A 20,560-nucleotide genomic window follows, 5' to 3' on the forward strand; every position below is an offset into this window, starting at 1 on the left:
GTAGCCGCAGGAGCCTTAGCATAGCGCCGCAACGCGGTAGGCGGGACCGACTACCCCCGGCGAAAACGCTTCATAGCTCTTCTGGCTATGCGACGTCAGCTTTATATCAAGCTTGGCAAGCGCGTTAAGGCGCAGATCCGCTAACTGGGCTACCCAACCAAGAATGCGCTGAGCAACTGGTACCGCGAACACAAGCAGCATTGAGATCTGCGTGTTCGTTGTGTGCCTTGGCTGACTAGGCTCTGCCGAAGCCGGCAACATGCAATTTTGACGTGTTGAATTCTTCGTGAGTCGCTGAGACAATTCCCGTATCATCGGCAATGTCGATGATCACAACGGAAGGACGATGTCGTTTACCAGTCGTCTGAGCCCTCTCAAATAAACTTGCGGCGTCGATTCTCGCACGCTCATTGCAGGCTCGTCGGGTCTTGAAAGAAAAATCCATGCACGATGTTGGAACCCAACCTGCGGCAAATAGTTCGCGCTTCACGCCCACAGCATCCTAACGACCACCAGGAGTGAACAATGCCCGATCACAGACGTGACAATAGTGTTGATCCCAAAATGGCCCCAAAACTTCCGGCACAGAAGGCCGACCCTAAGCTCGAGCCACCAATCCGGGAGTCGAACGAACAACTCTCCAAAGATCTCACGGACCGTACGTTGATTCCAATCGGCCAGGATATCAAGAAGGGTGGCCCTTCTCTTGAATAGGCTGGTTGTTGCCGGCCCGTGGCCTTCAAAACTCAGGTCCCAGTGCCGTCCTTTGTTCCTCCCGGCAGCGGACGAGCATATGCTGGAACTGCGATAGGCCTCTCATTCTTCAGCGTGACGGAAATGACAGCACGGGAACCAAAGCGTCGGTTCCCCGTTCGGGTCCCGTTTCGGCAAGGCTATCGCTCGCATGTTAGTTGATGCAAGCACGGCACTTCACCATTGGCCTCAATCTGCATAGCTCGTAAGTCGTGCGCATTGACGATCAATACTCCGAGCAGTTCATACCTGGTCCGTTTGGTAGCTTGCCGCTCTTGTGGTTTTGATGGATGAATGGCCGGACCTCCGGGGCGCCGGTTATGTCAGAGCGCGAAGTTTCTGCCGCGCCGCAATCGCTGGACGCAAAGATGCCGAGGAAGCACGCGAAATTTTTGTCATCGCTGCAAAGGAAGCAAATCTGTTGCACTGACGAATGACCATACAGCGGCTATCTTACGATCAAGGAAAGCATATGACCGTTATTTAGAAGGATCCGATTGACCTCGTTTTTGCCGATAGCGGTAAGGTGAAGGTGCACGGTCCACAGGAAGCATTGGATTACTTGCTTGTCATCTGGCCAACTGAAGACGGCGAGCTTTATCTTAAGTGCAAGGCTGCCTGCATGGAAGCCTTGGAGGGCGTCATCCCTACTGAAGAGGCGCGCCGTCTTTTTGAGTACGCCGCCAAAGACGCTGGTATTCTTGCGTAAATGCCGATTTGAATGAAGCTGAAGAAGGTGGACGGATATGCATCCGGTAAAATCCCCGGAAAATGATGACCAGTACGAGCAGCGACACTCCGACTGCGTCAACGCGCTGGATGGAAAAGTTCAGCAGCTTTTTGAGGAAGCTTTCCGCGCTGGCTGGGCCAGAGAGGAAACAGCACAGGCCCTGCTTGAAATCGTGGCCGGCAGCGCGTCGGCCATATCAGACAGGCGAACGACATTTGAAATCTAACGTTATTGTATTGCCATGAACATTTCCGACATACTGCTAACCGCGTAATCCAAACCGGGTGCCACGACACTGTACCGACGCGAAGTTCCGCTGCGTCTCTTTGCTGACATAGACGTTGTTTTCCAAAGTAAAGCACGCCCGTGAGCCGTTTGTGCCAAAACACGAGGGACGCTGGACGAAGCTCGCGCATGCTCACGTCGTCACACATGTTTCAATAGGGGCGCGGAACAACTTGCGGTCCATTGGGTTCACAGCGCGCCATCTTATTGGTCTCGTCGGGTAGAGCTCAATCCGCGCCTGATCCTTCTTTTCTCATTCAACTTGCCGGAAATGTCATGATTGTCCCGACCGCCACGTATCGCCTCCAATTCCGCAATGGCATGACCTTCAAGCGCGCCACTGAGCTGGTGCCCTATCTTAAAGGTCTCGGAATTAGCCATCTCTACGCCTCGCCCATCTTTGCTGCCACAAGCGGATCCACCCACGGCTACGACGTAATCGACGCCAACGAGATCGAACCGTCGATCGGCGGACGCGCCGATTTTGAACGGATGGTCCGGACGCTGAAGGCCGCCGGACTTGGTCTGATCCTCGATATCGTGCCGAACCACATGGCGGCGTCGCTTGAAAACTCCTGGTGGCACGATGTCGTCGAATATGGCGAAAAGAGCCACTATGCCCGCCATTTCGATATCGACTGGTCGCGAAAGCTGACCCTTCCCTTCCTCGGCGACACGTTCGAAGCCGTGCTGAAGGCAGGCGAAGTTTCGCTGCAGCCCGATCCGAAAACGGGGAAACCGGTATTCGCCTACTACGAAACCTTCTATCCGCTTAATCCAGAGACCTATGCCGGCTGCGAAAGCGAAGTCCTAACGCTTTCGGACAGGGCGGCAATCACCAAGCTGCACGAACAGCAACACTATAAGCTGATGTCCTGGCGCGATGCACCGCGTGAACTGTCCTACCGCCGCTTCTTTGAGATCACCGGACTTGCTGGCATGCGTGTCGAGGACGGCGCCGTATTCAACGACACGCATAGGCTCACCCTCGAACTCGTGCGTTCCGGCGCCGTAGATGGCCTGCGTGTCGACCATGTCGATGGTCTCGCCGACCCTAAGTCTTACCTGGAACGTCTGCAGCAGGAAGCTGGGCCCGACTGTTACATCACCGTCGAAAAGATCCTCGGCGAAGGAGAACACATTCCGCCCGATTGGGCGATCTCGGGCACCACCGGTTACGAGTTCATCTCCGCCATTAGCGACGCATTGGTGGATGGTGAAAAACTGGATGACCTGCGCGCCGTCTACAATACGGCCGTCGGCCAGCCGGTCGACATGGAAGCCGAACTGCGCGCTGCAAAATTGCTGATGGCGGACAACAACTTCGCCGGTGAGGTCGCGATACTGCTGAAGCTCGCGCGGCAGATCGGCCAGACGGACGATCGAGATTCGGCTGTGCCGGAAGACACGGTGAAAGCGGCATTGCGCGAACTGCTCGTCGGCTTTCCGGTCTATCGGACATACGGCGCAAGTCAGGGTTTGCCGCCGGAAGGCCGTCAGATGCTCGCCGCCGTTTTGGAAAAAATTCGCAACGGGCAGAATTCACCCGACGGGACGGCGCTCGCATTCCTTGAGCGCATCCTTACCGGTGATGTGCAATCCTCACTTGCCGCAACGGCGGCCGTCTTCCGCACCCGTTTTCAGCAGCTAACGGGTCCCTTGATGGCGAAATCGGTCGAGGACACGCTTTTCTTCCGACACCATATGGCCCTGGCGCTGAACGAAGTCGGTGCCGAACCGCTGCCCCGCGCCTTCTCGCTCGAACGTTTCCATCAGGAAATGGAGACCCGACTGGAACTCCAGCCCGATGCGCTTTCTAGCACATCGACCCACGATACCAAGCGCGGCGAGGATGCCCGCGCACGCCTTTACGCCCTAACCGAAGCCCCTGACCTTTGGAGCGACGCGGTCAGCCGGTGGCGCGTGGTGAACCGAGGCGCGATTAGCACCCTGGACGACGGTCCCGCACCGGAGCCGGCGGTCGAATGGATGCTCTATCAGGCACTGGCGGGCGCCTGGCCCGTTGGCCTTCACTCGGAAGATCGGGAAGGCCTGAAAGCACTCGAAGAACGTTTTATCGCCTATGTTGAAAAGGCACTGCGGGAAGCAAAGCTGCGCACGAACTGGGGCGATAGCAATGAAGGTTATGAACAGGCTGTCATCGCATACGCCCGCCGCTTGCTATCTCCTGACAATCAGGCGTTCCTTACCGAATTTGCCGATACGCTTCGTCCGTTTGCCCAGGCGGGTCTCGTCAACAGCATTACTCAGACAATCATTAAGCTTACCGCTCCTGGCGTGCCCGATATCTACCAAGGCAGCGAGGGGCTCGACTTTAGTCTTGTCGATCCGGACAACCGCCGGACGCCGGATTTCGGTATGCTCCAGAAGAGCTTGTTTGAAACCGAGAAGTTCAGTTTCGACGATGATGCTTGGACAAGCGGTCGATTGAAGCAGCATGTCATTGTCGCGCTTCTTCGCCTGCGCCAGGAAATGCGAACCTTGTTTCGTAAAGGCAGCTATATCCCGCTCTCCAAAAGCGGAAAGAAGGCACGCAGCGTCCTAGCCTATGCACGCGCAGAAGGCGACGACGCTATTCTCGTCATATCGCAGCGTCTTAGTTTTGGAGTTCGCACGCTTGGTGGCTCGTCCTGGCAAGGGCTTACCATCGCTATGCCTGACGCGCTCCATGGCCGCCGTTTCGTTGATGTGTTCACCCATCAACAGGTCGAACCGAGTGGCGTAGTTGATCTTGGAAACTTCGACCGAGCGTTCGTTGTCCTGAGATCGATCAGCGAAACGTGAAGCTGGAAGGCGCATTGAGAGGCACTTAGCGCGTTCGTGCCTTTTCGCGGTTGAGCCGAACAATTACTCATCGCTGCTGATCAGGTTAGCTGTAAGGACGTTACCCGCCGGGTCACGTAGGAAGCTGATGTATGTTCGTCTCCTCCCGGGCGATTGGCACATCGTCATTATGACGGGATGTGGTCGTCAGGTCGCCGATGTGATGGATCTCGGCATTGGATAATCGGTCTTTTTCATGTCGCCTTGTGCATTAATCGGCTGCAGAACGATTTGGAGCGCAACTGTTCCCAAACACGTTCAGTGCGGCGTCCCAGTTCGGACCATCGCCGCCCCGACACGCTACTGTTCAGCGACGCCATCACCCGGACACGTCCGGTATCCGTCTCGAAGATTGTCTCCAATGCGTTGCTGTTTCCTCAGCACCAACGCTCGATGCAAAGTGGGCGTCCCGGGGTGACGCGAAGCGGGAGCTTCGGGATCGTGCAGTCGGTTGAACAGCGGCTGTGCATGCAGCGCCGGTGCGCGCCACTAGTCGATCGACCCATCAGCGCCCAATGATGCTATGGGTCGACCGTATCCCTGTGCCGCAGAGTGTTCAATAGGAAGGAAACCGCTGGAGCGTTCTGGCGTCATCGCGTGGAGCATTCGACCGTGCAATGGAGAGGTGACTGAAAGGAATCAGCAGAAGGGATGCCGCATTGTAACCGACGATAAAAAAGAGAAGCGCCAAAGCGTGAAAAGTTTTTTGTGTTCTCTGCTGGCTGCGGAACCTTGTGCAATCCTCGGGGTTTGCCAATCGACCTCAATATCCTAGGAGCATTTCCATGACCGATATCCGTCGCCCGTCCCCTCCCTACGGCGAACAGCAGCAGGAGCCCCCGGGCAAGACTGCACTGATGAACCCAATTCCAGACCACGGCGAAAAATCCTACAAGGGGAATGGCAAGCTCGAGGGCAAGGTCGCTTTGATTACCGGCGCCGACTCGGGCATCGGTAAGGCGGTGGCGATCGCCTTCGCTCGAGAAGGGGCCGACATCGTCATCTCCTACCTCAACGAAGACGACGACGCTCAAGACACCGCCAAATGGGTCGAGGACGTGGGACGAAAGGCGCTTTTGGTGCCCGGCGACATTAAGTCCGAAGATCACTGCAAGACGCTGGTGCAGCGCGCAGTCGACGAGCTCGGCGGGCTTGATATCCTGGTGAACAACGCCGCCTTTCAGCGGACTTATGCCGACATTGCCGACATTTCCGCGGAGGAATGGGACGAGACGTTCCGAACGAACATTTATGCGCCGTTCTTCTTGTCCAAAGCTGCCGCTCCGCATTTGAAGCCAGGAAGTGCGATTATCAACACGACTTCAATCCAGTCGCGCCAGCCATCGCCGCAGCTCCTGGCCTACGCATCGACCAAGGGCGCCATTTCGAACTTCACTGCAGGGCTGGCGGAAATGCTCGCCGAGAAGGGCGTTCGGGTGAACGCGGTGGCGCCGGGGCCGATCTGGACGCCGTTGATTCCGTCAACAATGCCTGCAGAAAAAGCTGCCAAGTTCGGTGAGCAGACACTCTTGAAGCGCGCTGGCCAACCAGCCGAGCTTGCCGGTACTTATGTTCTGCTGGCATCTGAACTCGGAAGTTACATGACCGGCGCGGTCATCCCCGTCACCGGTGGCGAGATCATGATTTGACGTCCATCGGCGCCTCTCCGGAGGTCTGGCTCTGCCTATCAGGTGGCAACGCCCTTGGCGCCTATCATGCCGGGGCGTACACCGCCTTGCACGCGGCGGGCATTCGTCCCAAGCGTATTGCCGGAACATCGGTAGGCGCGATCGTTGCTGCTCTGATCGCCGGAAACAGGCCTGAGGACCGGGTGGCACGCCTGGACGAATTTTGGCGACTGGCAGCCAGCGATGTTGCAATCGCCAACTTTGTCCGCTTCTGGGACGGGTCAAAGATAGCCTCATCGCTCGGCACACTGCTCCATGGCCGACCTGGCCTGTTTCAGCCGTCGCTCGGCTTGTGGTGGCGGCGCCTCAGCGGTCTACCGTCACCATCCCTGTTCGAGCGCTCGGGTATGCGAGCCACGCTCAGACGGCTAGTCGATTTCGACTATCTCAACGGCGGAGATATTCGCCTCATCGTCAATGCAACGGATGTCACGACGGGAGAAGAGCAGGTTTACGACACGGGGGAGATGGAAGTCACCGTCGACCATTTGATGGCGTCCTCCGCATTTCCCGTTCTTTTCCAGCCCGAACCCGTGAGCGATCGGCTTATGGTCGACGGCGGTCTGGTCGCCAATCTCCCGATCCTTCCTCTGTTTCGGGATCCGCCGGCCTGCCCCGTAAATTGTTTGGCCTTCGATCTTATTCAAGCGAACGGACCTTTGCCGAAAACACTCGATGACGCGGCCCACCGCATGCAGGACCTATTGTTGTCCAACCAAAGCAGACGGTCGGTCGAGCTACTGGAACACCGGTCATCGGGCTGGCCTGTGTTTCGGCGTTGAATATTGACCCCTCTGGCGGGGTGACCGGCGTCCAATTTTGACCCCCCACCTGTTTCGTCTGACCATCCGTCTTTTGCTGGCGGATGGAGGGGGAGTTGAAGCGAGTGGATACGATTGCGCGTGTTCGTCGAGCCTTCCATGTGCAGGGCTGGTCGGTGAAGAGGATCGTCCGGGAGCTTCATGTGTCCCGCAACACCGTGCGCAAGATTTTGCGAACCGAATGAGACTGACTTTTCCTACGAGAGAGAACGCCAGCCGCTACCGAAGACCGGGGCTTGGAAAGCCGAGATCGAGCGCTTCCTTGCCGCGAACGAAGGCAAGCCCTCTCGTGAACGGCTGACGTTGATCCGGATTTACGAAGAGCTCCGAGCGCTGGGTTATGACGGTAGCTACGATGCAATCCGGCGCTATGCGAAGGGATGGTCGAAGGTTCGAGGGGCAGCGACGGCCGAAGCCTACGTGCCGCTCTACTATGCCCCCGGCGAGGCTTATCAATTCGACTGGAGCCATGAGATCGTTTTGATCCAGGGCGTGACAACGACTGTAAAGGTTGCTCATGTTCGCCTCTGCCGCAGCCGGATGATGTTCGCGCGGGCCTACATGCGCGAAAGTCAGGAAATGGTATTCGACGCGCACGACAAGGCCTTCGACTTCTTCCGTGGCACCTGCACGCGCGGCATCTACGACAACATGAAGACGGCGGTCGAGGCCGTCTTTATCGGCAAGGAACGGCTCTACAATCGCCGCTTCCTGCAGATGTGCAGCCATTATCTCGTCCATCCCGTAGCCTGCACACCCGCATCCGGCTGGGAGAAAGGACAGGTCGAGAACCAGGTAGGCCTCGTGCGCGAGCGCTTCTTCACGCCGCGTCTCAGGGTTAAAAGCCTGGAGGAGCTGAATGTCTGGCTGCTCGACAAATGCGTTGCCTATGCCAAGGCCCATAACCACCCTGAACAGACGGCGCAGACAATCTGGCAGATGTTCGAGGCCGAACGCGGTTGCCTGGTGCATTATGTTGGCCCGTTCGACGGTTTCCACTGCGTGCCGGCCTCGGTGTCGAAGACCTGCACAGTCCGCTTTGACAACAACAAATACTCGGTTCTGTCGACCGCCGCCGGCCGACCTGTCGAGGTTCATGCCTATGCGGACCGGATCATTATCAAGCAGGATGGCGTGACGGTCGCGGAACATCAGCGCAGCTTCGGCCGTGGTGATACCGTCTATGATCCCTGGCACTATATACCTGTCCTCGCTCGCAAACCCGGTGCTCTACGCAACGGCGCTCCCTTCCGCGAATGGGTTTTGCCAGCCGCTATGGAGAAGGTCCGCAAGCGGTTGAAGAGCGCCGACGACGGTGATCGACAGATGGTCACCATACTCGGATGCGTGCCCGCCGACGGCCTTGCTGCGGTCGAGGCAGCTTGCCAGGAGGCGCTTGAGCACGGCGTCTGCTCGGCCTCGGTGATCATCAATATTCTGGCGCGAAGCCGCGATCCGGCTCCCGCGGCAACCCTGCAAATCCCCGATGCGCTTCGGCTTGCCCATGAGCCGGTCGCCGACTGCGCCCGCTATGATAGGCTCAGGAGGGCAAGTTGATGGAACGCACAGAGGTTCTCGGACTGATGAGCACGCTAAAGCTTTACGGAATGCGCGGTGCTTACGACGAGGTCATGGGCAATGGCATCAAACGGCAGCACGAACCGCCGCGCATCGTCGGTGAACTCCTGCAGTCGGAGATCGCCGAGAAACAGGCTCGGTCCATTCGCTTCCAGCTCAGTATCGCCAAGCTGCCGTTGGCGAAAGACATCGACGACTTTGACTTCGCCGACACGCCCGTCAATGAACCCCTGGTGCGGGAACTGACCACCGGCACCTTCGTCGCCGACCAGCGCAACGTCGTTCTCGTCGGTGGCACGGGAACAGGCAAGAGCCATCTGGCCATCGCGATTGCCCGTGCGCTCATCCGCAACGGCACGCGCGGTCGCTTCTTCAACGTCGTCGATCTGGTCAATCGGCTCGAAACGGAAGCGCGGAATGGCAAGCAAGGCCGGATGGCCGATTACCTTACACGCCTCGACTTCATCATCCTCGATGAACTCGGCTATCTGCCGTTCGCGCAGGCCGGAGGTCAGCTCCTGTTCCACCTGATCAGCAGGCTCTACGAGCGCACATCGATCATCGTCACGACGAACCTGGCCTTCGGTGAATGGCCGTCGGTGTTCGGCGATGCGAAGATGACGACCGCACTCCTCGACCGCCTGACCCATCACTGCGAGATCGTGGAAACCGGAAACGAGTCATGGCGCTTCAAAAACCGCTCTCAAAGCTAAAGCCGAAGATACACATCACCCGCACTTGGCCTACCCTTTGCAACCCCGGCCAGCGCCGGGAAGGCCAAGCGCTGATCGCCTACAGGGGGGTGAATATTGGACGCCGATAAGGGAGGTGCGGACGAATTCTTGGACTAACAGGAGATAGTTCATGTATTCGTACGAAGACCGCATGAGGGCTGTGCAGCTCTTTATCAAGCTCGGCAAACGGGGGAATGCCACCATCCGTCAGTTGGGCTATCCGACGAAGAATGCTCTGAAGCATTGGCATCGCGAATTCGCACGCGGCAACGATTTGTCGGTAGGCTACGTGCGCACCAAACAGCGTTATTCGGATGAACAAAGGAGGATTGCTGTTGAGCACTATCTGGAGCATGGCCGTTGCCTGGCATGGACCATGAAGGCGCTTGGCTACCCTTCCCGTCAAAAGCTTTCGGATTGGATCGATGAATATGAGCCAGACGGTAGGCGGCGAGTTCACACCGGCAACTCAAGCGGTACCCTCAGATCGGAGCAACAGAAGCGAACGGCCGTGATAGATTTTTGCTCCAGGCGTGAGAGTGCCCGCTCGCTGGCTCAGAAGGTAGGCGTGAGCCGGCAAACGTTGTACGACTGGAAGGACCAGAAACTTGGTCGTGAGGTCCCTGCATCCATGACACGCCATCGCGAATTACCACCGACTTCCAGCCGAGACGAACTCGAGCGTGAACTTGAGGCACTGCGCAGTGATGTGAAGCGCCTTCAACTCGAACATGACCTGCTTACGAAGGCTAACGAACTCATAAAAAAAGATCTGGGCATCGATCTGCGGCTCCTGGGAAACCGGGAAAAGACACAGCTGGTTGATGCCCTGCGAAACACATATGCCTTGCCCGAACTCCTGACGCGGCTTGAATTCGCCCGCAGTTCTTATTTTTATCATCGGTCTCTGCTTTCTCTTGAGGACCGATACGCAGATCTTCGCCAGACCATCGTGGTGCTCTTCGAGGCCAACCGTAACTGCTACGGATACAGACGCATTCATGCGGCACTGGCCAGAGACGGAGAACAGGTCTCAGAAAAGGTGGTACGCCGCTTGATGAAGCAGGAGCAGCTGGTCGTGACCACGGCTAGGCGGCGTCGATACACGTCTTATCAAGGCGAGTTAGATCCTGCGCCGGAGAATTTGGTCAATCGTGATTTCCACGCAGCGAAGCCAAACGAGAAATGGCTGACCGATATCACCGAATTCCAACTGCCAGCAGGTAAAGTGTATCTGTCGCCCATGATCGATTGTTTTGATGGCCTGGTAGTCAGTTGGTCTGTAAGCACGCGTCCCGACGCAGAGCTCGTAAACACAATGCTTGATGCCGCAATAGAGACAATCACCGGCAGTTCCGACCGACCTGTTGTGCACTCGGATCGGGGTGCACATTATCGTTGGCCCGGCTGGTTGTCGCGCATGCAGCGTGCTCAGCTGGCCCGCTCCATGTCACGCAAGGGATGCTCACCGGATAACTCAGCCTGCGAGGGCTTCTTCGGACGGCTGAAAAACGAGATGTACTATAATCGCACCTGGATGAATACGACCGCTAACGACTTCATGCAGCAGCTGGATTCCTACATCCAATGGTACAATCAACATCGCATAAAACTCTCATTGGGCGGCATTAGCCCCGTCGAATACCGCCGAAATCTCGGAATTGCAGCATAAGCAGTCCAAGAATTCGTCCGCACCTCCAAGGGGTCAACATTCCGAGCCGATTGACACCTAAACTGCCAGAGATTCCAAAAACGCCGATCTTTGGTCTGGAGACATTCCCCGGCGTTGAAGCCTTCGATGCTGCTGAGATCGCTCTCTCCAGTGAGCCTGACACCAATCCAGGTCTTGAGTCGATGTCTGCGAAGGTTCGAGAGATCGCCGCCCAAATCAAGGATGGTGCTGAAGAGCGGGAGCACGTCGATACCGTCATTAAGACAATAGCGGTTCCGGAAATCGCCAAGGCGGGAGCCATCATTGGTCATGGCAAGATCAGCAATGGCTGGGCGCGGCCAGGTGTGGTCGGAGAATATGGTATCGACTATCTCACCCGCACGCTGGTGAACTACCGCGGCTTGTGGGCGAACATCAAGCCGGAAGTCCTCTATTACCGCGGAGGAAGCGACGCCGATGGCGCGGAACTAAATGGCGACCATGCTTACACGCTGACATTTCCCAAGGATGCACTTCCGCCTCGCTTCGCCAAATACTTCTGGTCAGTCATCGCCGTCGACAGCACCCGCTTCCGGGTTCTTCCCAACCCGAAGCAGCGCTTTCTTTTGAACGACGCGACGAACCCTGAATACCGGGAAGATGGCTCACTGACGCTTTATTTCGCGGCGGAGAAGCCGAAGGACGCCCCGGATGGCAACTGGCTGCCCACACCACGCGGGCAGACCTATCGTCTGACATTCCGCTACTATGGACCGATCGACGGAGTTGCAAACGGCACCTATTGGCCGCCGGCGCTGATCAGGACAGACAAGTGACTTGAGACTGCTTCTGAGGAGAGACGACATGACCCGAACGACCCCTTCCCTGATGAGAGCCGCCTGCCTGGGTTTGGCGATGGTGCCGAGCCTTGGCGCAGCAACAGAACAACTCTCCTTATCCCCCTCCCTGCAGCTTGCCATGCCTGCCGGGCCCGACCGAAATGTCAGGATTACGGAACAGTACGTCCGGATGGTGGCGCGCGACGCCTATGTCTGGGGATGGCCGATGGTCAATATCTACAATCGACGGCTGGCCTTTGAGAAAGCGCCGAAGGCCGGCCTGATGAATGGGGTTTTGCCATTTGCCCCCGTCAACCAGATGTCGATGCTGCATGACTACATCCAGCCGGAACAGCGTTGGGTTGCCTGCCCCAACCAGGACGTTGCGTATGGGGCCGGCGTCGCGGCCTTGGAACAGTCACCTGTCGTCGTGCAGGTTCCAGATTCTGGCGATCGGTTCTGGGTCTACCAGGTCGTCGACATCCGCACGGACAGTTTCGCTCAGATCGGTGCGATGTACGGCACCCAGCCCGGCTTCTATCTGTTGGTTGGACCGGACTGGAAGGGCGAGGTTCCGAAGGGCATAACCAAGGTGTTCCGTGCCCGCACCAACACGGCCTTTATCGTTCCCCGTGTCTTCATGGACGACACCTCTGAGGACCGGACCGCAATCCAGGAAGTCATCTCCGGGATCGACATGTATCCGCTGTCAGAATTCGACGGCAAGGCCAAGCAACGCGATTGGAAATCCTTGCCGACGCTCGGTTCGCCAACCGCCGATGGCAAAGCGGAAGAAAACAATTGGGTCTTTCCCGAAACCTTCTTCCAGCAACTGCCGCAGGTCATGAAAGATGCGCCGCCGCTGCCGGGTGAAGAAGCAAGGTATGCCCAGATCGAGGCTGTTCTTGCGGCGGCACAGGCCGACACCTCCATAATGACGGCCATGGTGGATGAGGCCAAAAAGGCAGAGGCGGAATTGATCACGCCGTTGCTGCAGTTCCGGAACTGGGGCGTTCAGCTTCCGCACAACTGGTCGACCACTGACAACAATGCAGCTTTCGGCACGGACTATTTTACCCGAACCGCCGTCGCGAAATCCAACATTCTGGTCAACGCGCCAACCGAGACGAAGTACTTCTACCAAGATCTTGATAGTGATGGGCAGCGTCTGAATGGCAAGACTGCCTACGAAGTCACATTCCCCAAAGGTAAAACGCCACCAGTCCATGGGTTCTGGTCACTGACGATTTACGATGACCAGCATTTCTTTGTCCCCAACCCTCTTTCGCGCTATTCGCTTGGGACGAAAAACAAGGCGCTTGTCTATAACGACGACGGATCACTGACGATCTATGTTCAGGACAAATCTCCGGGTAAGGACAAGGAGGCAAATTGGCTTCCGGCGCCGACGGGTGAATTCTCTCTACCTTCGGGCCTATTGGCCAGACACGCCGATCGTGGATGGCAGTTGGAGACCGCCGGCGGTTGCACGGAATTAAACCTGTGTGAGCCGCTGCCAAAAGTTGTACCGGTCGCAATCAGCGGCCGGCAACTGGTTTTGAGGCAGGTTTATTGTTGCTCTCAAAGCCGAAGGACTGCTGTCCATGACCTTCCGGAGGGCAAGTCGGTTCCGGGATTTTCGATATTCGAGTAGTGGAGGTTGCTGGAAAGTCCCCTTATATAATTCCATGATTTCAGTAAACTGGATGTTGAGTCGCCGCCAAAATTTGCATGAAATTTGGAAAAAATTGCATTCACGACCATATGTCGCTATAGTGAGTGCAGGAGCTAACCCATGACGAAGTTACAGGAATTGAAAAAGCATCTGCGGTCCGGCAAGGTCTACCGTCGGGAGGATCTCACCCAATGGTCGTCGTCTGTCGATCGGCATCTTCAGCAGCTGCTGGCAGAAGGATACCTGACCAAGCTATCGACCGGCGTCTATCACCGGCCGAAGCAGACCGCGTTCGGCAAAGCCCCCGCCGAGGATGATGCGCTCGTCGAGGCTTTCCTGAAGGATGACCGTTACCTCGTCACCTCGCCCAATGCCTATAACAGCCTTGGTGTCGGCGCGACGCAGCTCTATAACAAGACCGTCGTCTATAACCATAAGCGCCACGGCAACTTCATGCTGGGCGGCCGAGAGTTCGAGTTCCGCAGAAAGCCAGCCTTCCCCAAAACCCTGACCAAAGAATTCCTGCTGGTCGACCTGGTCAACAATCTCGACCAGCTGGCCGAGGACCGCGATCAGGTGCTGGCCCGCGTGAAGGAACGTGCCCTGCAGGGCAATCGCACCGCCCTCACCCGTGCCGCCAAGGAATACGGCATGGTGCGCACGCGTAAATTCTTCAACACCCTCGCCGCCGACACGCATGCCAGCTGATTTCCTCCATAAGCACAAGGATTTTGCGTCCCTGCTGCGCATCGTCGCTGACCAGATGAAGGTGCAGCCGGTGCTGGTCGAAAAAGACTACTGGATCATGCATTGCCTGTACGGCCTGCAGCAGCTGGAGATGACGTTCGAGCTGAAGGGAGGCACCTCGCTATCGAAAGGATACCGCATCATCAACCGCTTTTCGGAGGATATCGATATCCGTATCGAACCGCCGAAGGCAATGGAGGTAAAATCCGGCCCCAATCACGATAAGACAGCGCATCGTGAAAGTCGCAAGGGCTTCTATGACTGGCTGGCGGAGACGATCACGATCGACGGCATCCAGAAGATCGAGCGCGATACCGAATTTGACAACGAGACGTATCGCAGCGGCGGCATCCGCCTCTACTACCCCGAGACGACCGGCACGAAATCGGATCTCAAGGACGGCGTGTTGCTCGAAGCCGGCTTTGACACGGTGGCTCCCAATATCCACAAGGATATCAGCTCCTGGGCCTATGATTACGCGGCATCGCGCGTCGAGCTGATCGATAATCGCGCACTTGCCGTTCCCTGCTACGAGCCCGGCTACACGCTGGTCGAGAAGCTCCAGACCATCTCCACTAAATATCGCAAGCAGCAGGAATCCGGCCAGTTCCCCGCCAATTTCCTTCGGCATTATTACGACGTCTACTGCCTACTGGACCAGCCGGAAGTGCAAGACTTCATCGGTACGGCAGCCTATCTCGCGCACAAGGACCGACGTTTCCCGAAGGCTGACGATCAGAACATAGGCAGCAATCCCGCTTTCAGCCTTTCCGACCCAGAGACGTTCAGACTTTACGAGCGCGCATACGAGCGGACGTCGGCGCTCTATTATTACGGCAGGCCCAGCCTGAAAAAGATCCTGGCCCGCATCACCTCCCACACAGGTCGTCTTTGACGACCCCGCCCTATTTAGGCTGATCTTTATCGGATCAACTGGTACACGCGCCAAAGGGATGGCTTGGTTGTCCGGTGCATGGTCGAGTTCATGTCGCAAATCCACAGTTGAACACAGATCACAACTCAGAACGACGCCATTTCCAAGCGGCCTTTTGCCTGCTCTTGAATGGATCAGAACCGGCGACAGTTTGTCAGATGGCTTAAGTGTTTGAAAGACATACTTTGTGCGTAACGTCTATTATACAACTATAAAACCACATGTTCCGTCGGACCAAGCGTTTCGCCCGCCTTAGCGCCTCCCTCACAAGTTGTATGGCAGGCCCAACAACGCTGCCGGAACTCCTTGGAACCACGCATATTAAAGCGTCCGTTCCTTTTATTTGAGTTGGACGTAGGCCAGGCCAGCGATGTCGGGTAACCGGCGGCTGTTTAGGCAGGTCATTCTTCCTCACGCGATACGGTCAAAGTTCAACGCTTAATCACAGAGGCCTCAAATCTTTTACTTCGCGAGCCTGCGCTCAGGGAGTGAGCGGCCTTTCGTAGGCCAGACTGCGGCCATGCAGCTGGCGCATCGCATCGTTTAACAGAATGGCCGGAATTCTATTAGGACCTGATGTTACCGGCCCGTCGAAAATTACGCGCCCCCCGGAACCGTTGCAGCGATGGGCGGTTTGGGGCGGGTTCAGTCACGTGAGGTCCAAATGAAAGCCGTTATCCCAACCATTACAGCTCTTATCGTAGCGGGGTGCGCCGAAACTACCATCGAACCCGTCCAGGGAGCATAACTTACGGGGGGTGCCTAGGGCGGGCCTTCAGAAAGCGCCGATTGGAAGTACGGTCCATAACTTTGTCGACGATCGCGGGCAAAGAAAGGAAGAGACGTACGTTGTTCTACCAGGTCTCTGAAGCTCGTCAGGACGGAACAGGTCCCAGACGACTGATCTTTTGGTTGGGCAGTATCTGGCGAGCCTGAAGGTCCGCTCCGGGCACCAAGGGTCCTGCGTCGTGCGTGAGGCTCTACGTTCGATCATGTTTTTTCCGGTCGGGGGGAACTTCCCGCGCCACTCGCAGTTCGAAGCGCCTCATTGAGTTCCTTTCCCCTCATGCTCAGTGAGATATTCGCGGGCGTCAACCTCCCAAGGCGCCCGCGTTTTTTTGGCGCAGATTGGCAAAATGATCGTAGCACGGTAAAAAACCGGGTAACTCAAGTGCGGTCGTTATTGGAGTTTCTCAGCAGTTGATGCGACATGAGCGGTGTTCACTGATGTCGGCGACGGTATATCAGGGTTGAAATGACAGGTGACGACATCAGGCAACGCGTCGCGAGAATCACGCTATTACGTAGCCGTAACTGCCTTGGTCTGTCGGAAGTTAGGTGCCAATCAGACCAAAAATCACCAACCCCGCGCCTAGGGCGATGATAAGCCCCAAAACGATAGCGACAGGATGCAAAGCAATGTCAGGTAGTTTTTTCACTCCGTTCGGCTTACGCATAGCGCCATCAAAATTTTCCTGAACATCTGGCTTGAGATGCCGACGGTCGGCTACAGCGATGCGCGCCTGCTCCGGAGTTATCGGTTGGCCGGCCGCTTCTGCGTCCGTTTCGATTGGTGCAGCGGCTGGATCAAATCCTGGACGGATATCTCCCGTCTCCCCAGACTGGATCTGTCCTCGAACCTGTGCACCCGTCGTATTTTTGTATTTGGTCACTGCTGATCCTGTGAGTTTATTACTGGTTTTGAGCCGCTCTGCGTTCTCCCGTCGAGTTTGTTCCAGGTAAGCGCGCCTCCGATAATAAGAAGGCCGATGGCAATGATCATGCCCGTGTACACAAATATCAGTCCTCGGGGCGTTCCTTGGTTCATAAAGCCTCCGTCCTCTAGGGCATCGAGGCCGACAGCTTGCCGGCAAACTCTTGGTGGTGCTACAGGTTAGTCTGTGCGAGCTACGTCCCGTAGTTTAACGCGCGCTTGGAATGCGACCTGTCTGTATTGCAACAAATCGACTCTTCGATGCCGCTCTCAAACAGCGATCGCAGTCGAATGTTCCCGCCCATCCTACCGTAACTGTGAATAGCATATTGTATTTCGGGCGAGTCTGTCACCCGATTGACCGGACACCGACTTCTAGCGACTGGTCAGTCTCACGATGAACGTTGTCGATACCATTCGACCGGATTTGGATCGCGATCCGTCATTATCAAGGCAATCCGGTGGTGCCCGGTCGCTGTAGCGACAGTACCACGTCGCGATCCCCCTGCCGGGTGGCAAAGTTGCAGATTCCGAGGCAATCCGCCCCCGCATTCCGAAATGATGCCGCCCCCCAATTCCGAGAATTAACCGCCCCCTTGTTCCGAGATGATGCCGCCCCCTGATTTGGGGTGTTTGTCGGGGTGTCCTGCTGGTGAGACGTTCGTCCTTTCAGTGTCCTGAAAGGAAGGAACGGGATGCCAGCGGAGAGACTAAAGATGCGGCGTGTCCGCGAGATACTGAGATACAGATTTGAGCAAGGGCTAGGCCACAAGTCGATTGCGGCGCGTTGGTCCGGCGCCGTCGACGGTGCGCGAGACGCTCCGCCGTGTGGAGGTTGCCGGCCTTTCCTGGCCGTTGGGCGACGATGTCAGCGATGCGGTGCTGGAGGCGGCTCTCTATAGGGCTGCCGGCACGAAGACCGGTCACCGTCGCAGCGTTGAGCCGGATTGGGCGCATGTTCATCGCGAGCTGAAACGCAAGCATGTGACGCTGCAGATCCTCTGGGACGAATATATCGGCCTTCATCCCGATGGCTATCGCTACAGCCGCTACTGCGATTTGTATCGCGCTTGGGCCCTGAAGCTGCCGGTGACGATGCGCCAGGACCATGCGGCTGGCGAAAAGCTGTTCGTCGATTATGCCGGCGACACGGTCACGGTGGTCATCGACAGATTGTCCGGCAAGACGCGGCAAGCCCATCTGTTTGTTGCGGTCTTGGGGGCATCGAGCTTGTCGTTTGCACATGCTCGCTGGAGCGAGACGCTTCCTGATTGGATCGAATGCCACCTGCTTGCGCTGGAGGGGTTCGGTGGCGCACCGGCGCTGCTGGTTCCCGACAACGCCAAGGTGGCGGTGATCAAGGCCTGCCATTTTGATCCGCAGGTCAATCGCACCTATGCCGGGATGGCGGCGCATTACCGAAGCGCTGTTCTTCCGACGCGCCCGCGCCGGCCGCGGGACAAGGCAAAGGTCGAAGCCGCGGTTCGCATTGTCGAGCGCTGGCTGCTGGGTCGACTACGCCACCGCGTCTTTTGGGCCTGACCGGCATGGCCAAAGCGTTCAACGAACTGATCAGCAACGGCGAGAGCGAACAACTCTCCCATGCCGAATGGCTCGGGCTTCTGTTGGAGCGAGAATGGAGTTCACGCCACGATCGCAAGCTTGCCGCACGCCTGCGGTTTGCCAAGCTTCGCCATCATGCTGTTCCTGAGGATGTCGATTACCGCAGCGAACGCGGCCTCGATCGGGCACTGTTCATGAAGCTGATCGGCGGCGACTGGATCGATGCCCATGACAACCTCGCGATTTGCGGGCCATCCGGCGTCGGCAAAAGCTGGTTAGCCTGTGCACTCGGGCACAAGGCCTGCCGCGACGATCGTTCCGTACTTTATCAGCGCGCCGCGACTGTTTGCTAATCTCGCCCTTGCCCACGGCGATGGTCGCTATGCCAGACTGCAATGCACCCTTGGACACGTCCAGCTCTTGATCCTCGACGACTGGGGCCTGGGACCGCTCAATGAGCAAGCACGCCACGACCTTCTGGAGATCCTTGAGGATCGTTACGGCCGCCGCTCGACAATCATTACCAGTCAGCTTCCGGTATCAGCCTGGCATGAGGTCATCGGCAATCCGACCTATGCCGATGCCATCCTCGACCGCCTCGTTCACAATGCCCATCGCGTCGACCTATCCGGCGAAAGCTTGCGGCGAAATCAGCGCCGGAAATCTTGACTCGTTACACGAATGAACTGACAACATTTATTGCCAGCAGGACCCCAGCCTCAAGGGGGCGAGATCATCCCGGAATCCGGGCGCGCAATCATCTCGGAACAAAGGGGCGGCTTCATCGGAATCGGCAGCAAAGTGGAAGGCTCGCTGAAACCGCTTCAGACGACGAGGTTTAGAAGAGACTTGGTGCTGACGGCAAAGCCGCGCTCCATTTTGAATTCTGTGAGCGGCGCTGAGGTCGACAAGGCGTACGTTGCCGCACAGTTCGAGCGCCACAAGAAACTGCTTGATTATTCGGATCGGTAACCACGGATAGAGGCACCTTTCCCTCGGAAGGCAAGCCTGTGGCCGGCGTTTTGCATTGCAATGACCGGTTTGCGACAGCGCAGCTCAATGGCGCTTCAACGCCCTCAGCGTGTCTTTCTCCATGCGCCCGTTCTGCGCAAACGCCGAACCAGCCATCGGAAGCAGGCCTGCCGCTGTCATGCCGAGTATCAAATCTCTTCTTTGCTTAGCAATCTCCTGAGTTTCACAAGGCTGCGAACCGTCAGAGATCCCTATAGTTCCAGCCAAGAGCGGGTACGAAACCGTACCTTGAAGTGATGCTTGGTTGCTCTTGCGCCAAAGAAGCATCCTCGACTTGCTTTTGCTCCCACATGCGTCGTTCACTTGGCGGCTGAAGACGCCGCTAGCTAGTCGGCCGCAAACGAGGACCCAACCGCACAGCCCGTCGACCTCGGCGCGCTGTGCGGTTGATAGGCACATCGGGCGACGGGGCCGTGCCCGAATGGGCGCACGTTCATAATTTTAAAGGTATGCGTTGGCCCCAGCATCTGTTTATGCACGCTCTCCAGGTGATGCGAACTGTCGGGTTCTGTGCCATGTCAATCTGCCCTCATAGCGCCATGTCATCTGGCCCTGCTCATCGAGCGCAAAGAGACTGAGCCAACCGTTATCGAAGAGCGCGCGGACTTGGCGCGCCGCGCCATCCGCATCGGCGCGCCGGCAACCCTCTCGCGCAACTTTCAGATGGAATTCCTGCGGCCCATACTCGGGCGGGCGGATGTCGACATGATCCTGCGCTGGGGCAGTACCAGTGAACTGCTCGGGGCGCTGGAGGCATTAAACCTCGACATCGTCCTTCTGAACCAGGCGCCGATGGCCGATTCAGTCACGCCCTTCATCGCCCAGCACGTCTATCAGCAGCGGGTCATTGTCATCGGCCGGCCGTCGTCTTACGGGCAAACGCGGCGCGAAGCTCGCAGACCTGCTCAGCGAGCACCCCGTCATCCTGCCGACGCTCGACAGCGGCGTGCGCTCGCAATTCAACGCCCTCGT

General features: G+C 57.3%; 13 protein-coding genes and 4 pseudogenes. 16 read left to right on the top strand and 1 reads right to left on the bottom strand.

Annotated elements, in window-relative coordinates:
- Positions 1-1,030 precede the first annotated feature (1,030 nt).
- From ACSQ3J_RS28490 to ACSQ3J_RS28550, 13 genes and pseudogenes are all read left to right on the top strand, one after another.
- On the top strand, positions 1,031-1,183 hold the full coding sequence (locus tag ACSQ3J_RS28490) for a DUF982 domain-containing protein (RefSeq protein ID WP_436040813.1): 153 nt from the start codon (positions 1,031-1,033) through the stop codon (positions 1,181-1,183).
- A 66-nt stretch (positions 1,184-1,249) separates the two neighbouring features.
- Positions 1,250-1,462, top strand: coding sequence for a DUF982 domain-containing protein (locus tag ACSQ3J_RS28495; RefSeq protein ID WP_082512192.1), 213 nt, complete (start codon positions 1,250-1,252; stop codon positions 1,460-1,462).
- A 37-nt stretch (positions 1,463-1,499) separates the two neighbouring features.
- On the top strand, positions 1,500-1,709 hold the full coding sequence (locus ACSQ3J_RS28500) for a hypothetical protein (RefSeq protein WP_060504950.1): 210 nt from the start codon (positions 1,500-1,502) through the stop codon (positions 1,707-1,709).
- Positions 1,710-2,044: 335 nt separating this feature from the next.
- Complete coding sequence (treY, locus tag ACSQ3J_RS28505) at positions 2,045-4,573, top strand: malto-oligosyltrehalose synthase (RefSeq protein WP_060504951.1); 2,529 nt, start codon at positions 2,045-2,047, stop codon at positions 4,571-4,573.
- 824 nt (positions 4,574-5,397) lie between these two features.
- On the top strand, positions 5,398-6,261 hold the full coding sequence (locus ACSQ3J_RS28510) for an SDR family oxidoreductase (RefSeq protein WP_082512193.1): 864 nt from the start codon (positions 5,398-5,400) through the stop codon (positions 6,259-6,261).
- A complete protein-coding gene (locus ACSQ3J_RS28515; RefSeq protein WP_436040814.1) occupies positions 6,258-7,082 on the top strand; it encodes a patatin-like phospholipase family protein in 825 nt (274 codons plus the stop codon). The genes ACSQ3J_RS28510 and ACSQ3J_RS28515 overlap by 4 nt, the downstream gene beginning before the upstream one ends.
- A gap of 95 nt (positions 7,083-7,177) precedes the next feature.
- Positions 7,178-8,672, top strand: a pseudogene (istA, locus tag ACSQ3J_RS28520) (IS21 family transposase); the annotation flags it as partial.
- 5 nt (positions 8,673-8,677) lie between these two features.
- Positions 8,678-9,412: an IS21-like element helper ATPase IstB gene (gene istB / locus ACSQ3J_RS28525; RefSeq protein ID WP_436040815.1), complete on the top strand. Its 735-nt coding sequence runs from the start codon at positions 8,678-8,680 to the stop codon at positions 9,410-9,412.
- A gap of 151 nt (positions 9,413-9,563) precedes the next feature.
- A complete protein-coding gene (locus ACSQ3J_RS28530) occupies positions 9,564-11,105 on the top strand; it encodes an IS3 family transposase (RefSeq protein WP_436040816.1) in 1,542 nt (513 codons plus the stop codon).
- A 50-nt stretch (positions 11,106-11,155) separates the two neighbouring features.
- Positions 11,156-11,920, top strand: coding sequence for a DUF1214 domain-containing protein (locus ACSQ3J_RS28535; RefSeq protein WP_436040817.1), 765 nt, complete (start codon positions 11,156-11,158; stop codon positions 11,918-11,920).
- Between the two features lie 28 nt (positions 11,921-11,948).
- Positions 11,949-13,577 carry a DUF1254 domain-containing protein gene (locus ACSQ3J_RS28540; RefSeq protein WP_436040818.1) on the top strand — a complete coding sequence of 543 codons (1,629 nt, stop codon included), beginning with the start codon at positions 11,949-11,951 and terminating at the stop codon, positions 13,575-13,577.
- A 141-nt stretch (positions 13,578-13,718) separates the two neighbouring features.
- Positions 13,719-14,306 carry a DUF6088 family protein gene (locus ACSQ3J_RS28545; protein ID WP_060504954.1) on the top strand — a complete coding sequence of 196 codons (588 nt, stop codon included), beginning with the start codon at positions 13,719-13,721 and terminating at the stop codon, positions 14,304-14,306.
- The gene (locus tag ACSQ3J_RS28550) at positions 14,296-15,240 is read left to right on the top strand and encodes a nucleotidyl transferase AbiEii/AbiGii toxin family protein (RefSeq protein WP_436040819.1); all 945 of its coding nucleotides are present in this window, start codon (positions 14,296-14,298) and stop codon (positions 15,238-15,240) included. The genes ACSQ3J_RS28545 and ACSQ3J_RS28550 overlap by 11 nt, the downstream gene beginning before the upstream one ends.
- A gap of 1,373 nt (positions 15,241-16,613) precedes the next feature.
- On the opposite strand, the gene ACSQ3J_RS28555 is transcribed toward ACSQ3J_RS28550, so the two are convergent.
- Entirely contained in the window at positions 16,614-16,952 is a 339-nt protein-coding gene (locus ACSQ3J_RS28555; RefSeq protein WP_060504956.1) for a hypothetical protein, read from the bottom strand.
- 757 nt (positions 16,953-17,709) lie between these two features.
- On the opposite strand from ACSQ3J_RS28555, the pseudogene istA (ACSQ3J_RS28560) reads away from it, so the two are divergent.
- The 3 pseudogenes from istA (ACSQ3J_RS28560) to ACSQ3J_RS28570 all read left to right on the top strand — a co-directional run.
- Positions 17,710-18,532, top strand: a pseudogene (istA, locus tag ACSQ3J_RS28560) (IS21 family transposase); the annotation flags it as partial.
- 8 nt (positions 18,533-18,540) lie between these two features.
- A pseudogene (gene istB, locus ACSQ3J_RS28565) lies at positions 18,541-19,225 on the top strand (IS21-like element ISRel16 family helper ATPase IstB).
- Positions 19,226-20,194: 969 nt separating this feature from the next.
- A pseudogene (locus ACSQ3J_RS28570) lies at positions 20,195-20,560 on the top strand (hypothetical protein); the annotation flags it as partial.

The organism is Rhizobium sp. LjRoot98 (assembly GCF_964252935.1).
Classification (GTDB): Bacteria; Pseudomonadota; Alphaproteobacteria; order Rhizobiales; family Rhizobiaceae; genus Pararhizobium.

Coding starts and splice junctions, on each gene's coding strand:
- treY (WP_060504951.1), top strand. CDS start 2,045: ATGATTGTCCCGACCGCCACGTATCGCCTCCAATTCCGCAATGGCATG.
- ACSQ3J_RS28550 (WP_436040819.1), top strand. CDS start 14,296: ATGCCAGCTGATTTCCTCCATAAGCACAAGGATTTTGCGTCCCTGCTG.
- ACSQ3J_RS28500 (WP_060504950.1), top strand. CDS start 1,500: ATGCATCCGGTAAAATCCCCGGAAAATGATGACCAGTACGAGCAGCGA.
- ACSQ3J_RS28530 (WP_436040816.1), top strand. CDS start 9,564: ATGTATTCGTACGAAGACCGCATGAGGGCTGTGCAGCTCTTTATCAAG.
- ACSQ3J_RS28545 (WP_060504954.1), top strand. CDS start 13,719: ATGACGAAGTTACAGGAATTGAAAAAGCATCTGCGGTCCGGCAAGGTC.
- istB (WP_436040815.1), top strand. CDS start 8,678: ATGGAACGCACAGAGGTTCTCGGACTGATGAGCACGCTAAAGCTTTAC.
- ACSQ3J_RS28510 (WP_082512193.1), top strand. CDS start 5,398: ATGACCGATATCCGTCGCCCGTCCCCTCCCTACGGCGAACAGCAGCAG.
- ACSQ3J_RS28540 (WP_436040818.1), top strand. CDS start 11,949: ATGACCCGAACGACCCCTTCCCTGATGAGAGCCGCCTGCCTGGGTTTG.